Annotated in this window: 2 tRNA genes and 3 rRNA genes; all 5 read left to right on the top strand. The window is 47.5% G+C overall.

Annotated elements, in window-relative coordinates:
* Nucleotides 1-162 precede the first annotated feature (162 nt).
* Nucleotides 163-1,651: ribosomal RNA gene (locus P618_RS00215) — 16S ribosomal RNA — on the top strand.
* A gap of 88 nt (nt 1,652-1,739) precedes the next feature.
* Nucleotides 1,740-1,813, top strand: a tRNA-Ile gene (locus P618_RS00210).
* Nucleotides 1,814-1,826: 13 nt separating this feature from the next.
* A tRNA-Ala gene (locus P618_RS00205) sits at nt 1,827-1,899 on the top strand.
* 124 nt (nt 1,900-2,023) lie between these two features.
* A 23S ribosomal RNA gene (locus P618_RS00200) occupies nt 2,024-4,772 on the top strand.
* 65 nt (nt 4,773-4,837) lie between these two features.
* Nucleotides 4,838-4,952 (top strand): 5S ribosomal RNA (gene rrf / locus P618_RS00195).
* Together the 16S, 23S and 5S rRNA genes with 2 tRNA genes alongside form the textbook arrangement of a ribosomal RNA operon.
* Nucleotides 4,953-5,029 lie beyond the last annotated feature (77 nt).

Raw genomic sequence — 5,029 nt, 5'->3', positions numbered from 1 at the left:
AGAAGGGTGTTGACAGGGGTAAGGAATAGAGGTAGGATAAGGACAGATCTTTGAGGAAGTAAAGAAAAAGAGAGATAAACAGTCAACACGTTTATCCCGTTAATTAGAATAAGAAATAAGTAGCTAGGATACCAAGCTGAAAGGTTTGGTGTTTTAAAAGCAAAACATGAGAGTTTGATCCTGGCTCAGAACGAACGCTGGCGGCATGCTTAACACATGCAAGTCAAACGGGAGGCAGCAATGTCTCCAGTGGCAAACGGGTGAGTAACGCGTGGGAATCTGCCTTTTGGAGGGGGACAACCGAGGGAAACCTTGGCTAATACCGCATATACTTAGAAATAAGGAAAGAATTTCGCCAGAAGATGAGCCCGCGTCAGATTAGGTAGTTGGTGGGGTAAAGGCCTACCAAGCCTACGATCTGTAGCTGGTCTGAGAGGATGATCAGCCACACTGGGATTGAGATACGGCCCAGACTCCTACGGGAGGCAGCAGTGAGGAATATTGGACAATGGGGGAAACCCTGATCCAGCAATGCCGCGTGAATGAAGAAGGCCTTCGGGTCGTAAAATTCTTTTACTCGTGAAGATGATGACGGTAACGAGAGAAAAAGCCCCGGCTAACTCTGTGCCAGCAGCCGCGGTAATACAGAGGGGGCTAGCGTTGTTCGGAATAACTGGGCGTAAAGGGTGCGTAGGTGGTTTTTTAAGTGAGATGTTAAATACTCGGGCTTAACCTGGGGAGTGCGTTTCAAACTGGAAGACTAGAGTACGGTAGAGGAAAGTGGAATTCCTAGTGTAGAGGTGAAATTCGTAGATATTAGGAGGAACATCAGAGGCGAAAGCGGCTTTCTGGTCCGTAACTGACACTGAGGCACGAAAGCGTGGGGAGCAAACAGGATTAGATACCCTGGTAGTCCACGCCCTAAACGATGAGTGCTAGACGTCAGCTTTATAAGTTGGTGTCGCAGCTAACGCATTAAGCACTCCGCCTGAGGACTACGATCGCAAGATTAAAACTTAAAGGAATTGACGGGGGCCCGCACAAGCGGTGGAGCATGTGGTTTAATTCGTCAACACGCGAAGAACCTTACCAGCCCTTGACATGGGAGTCAACGATCTTAGAGATAAGATTTTCGGTTCGGCCGGACTCCACACAGGTGCTGCATGGCTGTCGTCAGCTCGTGTCGTGAGATATTGGGTTAAGTCCCGCAACGAGCGCAACCCTTGTCCTTATTTGCTAACAGGTCATGCTGAGGACTATAAGGAGACTGCCGGTGATAAATCGGAGGAAGGAGAGGATGACGTCAGGTCCTCATGGCCCTTATGGGCTGGGCTACACACGTGCTACAATGGTGACGACAAAGGGAAGCGACGGGGAGACCCTGAGCGAATCCTAAAACGTCATCTCAGTTCGGATTGTTCTCTGCAACTCGAGAACATGAAGTTGGAATCGCTAGTAATCGTGGATCAGCACGCCACGGTGAATACGTTCACGGGCCTTGTACACACCGCCCGTCAAGCCATGGGAGTTGATCTTACCTGAAACCAGTGAGCTAACCGCAAGGAGGCAGCTGACTATGGTGGGGTTGATGACTGGGGTTAAGTCGTAACAAGGTAGCCGTAGGGGAACCTGCGGCTGGATCACCTCCTTTCTATGAGGCAGGAAGAATAGTACTGCAACGATAGGAACTGGGGTAACGCGTGTTGACTGTTTATCTCTCTGAGATCAAAAAGTTATGGGGGCTAGTAGCTCAGCTGGTCAGAGCGCACGCTTGATAAGCGTGAGGTCGTAGGTTCAAGTCCTACCTGGCCCACTTTTCTGTATGGGGGGGTGTAGCTCAGCTGGTAGAGCGCGTGCTTTGCAAGCATGAGGCCATCGGTTCGAATCCGATCATCTCCACTTTTTTGATTCTTTAAAGATTTCTTTGATAAGTGTATAAGAATGGGTAACAAAAATTCAATTATTTAATTTATTTAATTGTATTGTTAAGTAAGTAATATTTAAGAAATTTAACATGAGTGTAAATCAAGCGTTAAAGAGCATTTAGTGGATGCCTTGGCATTGAGAGGCGATGAAGGACGTGAAAGACTGCGAAAAGCTGCGGGGAGGAGTCAATATCCAATGATCCGCGGATATCCGAATAGGGAAACCTACCGCACAAGCGGTATCTTAGTCTGAATTCATAGGACTTAAGAAGCGAACCCAGCGAACTGAAACATCTAAGTAGCTGGAGGAAAAGAAATCAACCGAGACTCCGAAAGTAGTGGCGAGCGAAATCGGACCAGGCCAGAGCAGATTTAGTTGGAACTAGAATTTTTTTGGAAAAGAAAGCGAAAGAGGGTGATAGCCCCGTATAGGTAGCCGACTAGAAATGACGAGAGTAGGGCGGGACACGAGAAATCCTGTTTGAAGATGGGGGGACCATCCTCCAAGCCTAAGTACTCCTCAGTGACCGATAGTGAACAAGTACCGTGAGGGAAAGGTGAAAAGTATCCCGATGAGGGAGGTGAAATAGTATCTGAAACTGAATGCTTACAATGCAGTCGGAGCAGCGAATAGGCTGTGACGGCGTACCTCTTGTATCATGGGTCAGCGAGTTTGTTTGTGAAGCGAGCTTAAGTCGATAGATGTAGGCGAAGCGAAAGCGAGTCTTAATAGGGCGTATAGTTTCACGAATAAGACCCGAAACCAGGTGATCTAGCCATGAACAGGCTGAAGGTGCGGTAATACGTGCTGGAGGGCCGAACCATATGCTGTTGCAAAAGTTGTGGATGATTTGTGGTTAGGGGTGAAAGGCCAATCAAACCTGGAAATAGCTGGTTCTCCGCGAAATCTATTTAGGTAGAGCGTTGTATGTTTCTTTTTGGGGGTAGAGCACTGAATGGGCTAAGGGGAAGCGATTCTTACTAAACCCAACCAAACTCCGAATACCAAAAAGCATAAGTACAGCAGACAGACGGCGGGCGATAACGTCCGTCGTCGAAAGGGAAACAACCCTAACCACCATCTAAGGTCCCTAAGTCATCACTCAGTGGGTAAGGAGGTGGATTGACCAAGACAGCTAGGAGGTTGGCTTAGAAGCAGCCATCCTTTAAAGAAAGCGTAATAGCTCACTAGTCTAATTAAGTCGATCTGCGCCGAGAATGTAACGGGGCTAAAGTGATGCACCGAAGATGTGGGCTTTTCGAAAGGAAAGCGGTAGCGGAGCGTTCTGTAAGTCGTTGAAGAAAGATTGTGAAGTCTTTTGGAGATATCAGAAGTGAGAATGCTGACATGAGTAACGTAAAGAAGTGTTAAAAACACTTCCGCCGAAAGTCCAAGGGTTCCTGTGCAAGGGTAATCCGCACAGGGTAAGCCGGCCCCTAAGGCGAGGACGAAAGTCGTAGTCGATGGGAATCAGGTGAATATTCCTGAGCCAGCTGGAGATGACGAAAGAAGTAGGGTGTTAGTTCTAATTGGATTGAGCTAGCTACGTATTTTTTTCCAGGAAATAATCCCAGCAATAGACCGTACCCCAAACCGACACTGGTGGACAAGTAGAGTATACTAAGGCGCTTGAGAGAATGATGTTGAAGGAACTCGGCAAATTGACTCCGTAACTTCGGGATAAGGAGTACCTTAATGGGGGAAACCCTGTTGAGGTGACACATAAGAGGGAGTAGCGACTGTTTAACTAAAACACAGGGCTCTGCGAAGAAGAAATTCGATGTATAGGGTCTGACGCCTGCCCGGTGCTGGAAGGTTAAGAGGAGGTGTGCAAGCACCGAATTGAAGCCCCAGTAAACGGCGGCCGTAAATCTAACGGTCCTAAGGTAGCGAAATTCCTTGTCGGGTAAGTTCCGACCTGCATGAATGGCGTAACGACTTCTCCACTGTCTCCAACATCAACTCAGTGAAATTGAATTCTCCGTGAAGATGCGGAGTACCCGCGGTTAGACGGAAAGACCCCGTGCACCTTTACTATAGCTTTGCATTGGTACAAGGTAGATTCTGTGTAGGATAGGTGGGAGGCTTTGAAGCATTGGCGCTAGCTGGTGTGGAGCCGACCTTGAAATACCACCCTGAATCTATTTGGTATCTAACTGAGCGCTGTATAACCAGCGCCAGGACCATGCATGGTGGGTAGTTTGACTGGGGCAGTCGCCTCCTAAATTGTAACGGAGGCGCGCGATGGTAAGCTCAGGCTGGACAGAAATCAGCTGTAGCGTGCAATGGCACAAGCTTGCCTGACTGTAAGACTTACAAGTCGAACAGAGACGAAAGTCGGTCATAGTGACCCGGTGATCCCTCATGGAAGGGTCATCGATCAACGGATAAAAGGTACGCCGGGGATAACAGGCTTATCCCTCCCAAGAGTTCTTATCGACGGGGGGGTTTGGCACCTCGATGTCGGCTCATCGCATCCTGGGGCTGGAGAAGGTCCCAAGGGTTTGGCTGTTCGCCAATTAAAGCGGTACGTGAGCTGGGTTCAGAACGTCGTGAGACAGTTCGGTCCCTATCTGCCGTGGGTGTTAGAAAATTGAGAGGATCTTTCCCTAGTACGAGAGGACCGGGATGGACGTACCTCTGGTGTACCAGTTGTTTTGCCAAAAGCAGTGCTGGGTAGCTATGTACGGACTAGATAACCGCTGAAAGCATCTAAGCGGGAAACTAACCTCAAAACTAATTTTCTCTATGAGGACTGTGGTAGACTACCACGTTGATAGGCTGAGTGTGTACGAAGGGTAACCTTTTTAGCTAATCAGTACTAATCGTCCCATTGGCTTGATTTACATTCAAGTTAGGTTTTGAAGATGAAGATAAAAGTTGAAGAATTGTTACCCATGGGTATTTATGGACTGGTGACTTGAGCAGGTGGAAAACACGCGATCCCATTTCGAACTCGACCGTTAAGACGCCTAGCGCTGATGATATTTCATCTTAAGATGTGAAAAAGTAGGTCGTTGCCAGTCTTTAAGTATCTTTCTTATTCATTTTTTCTTATTTATTTGTAAATTATTATATAAATTAAAAATTTCTTTTTTTATTT

This window comes from Holospora obtusa F1 (assembly GCF_000469665.2).
In the GTDB taxonomy this organism is placed as follows: Bacteria; Pseudomonadota; Alphaproteobacteria; order Holosporales; family Holosporaceae; genus Holospora; species Holospora obtusa.
This window is presented reverse-complemented; position numbering and strand designations above follow the sequence as displayed.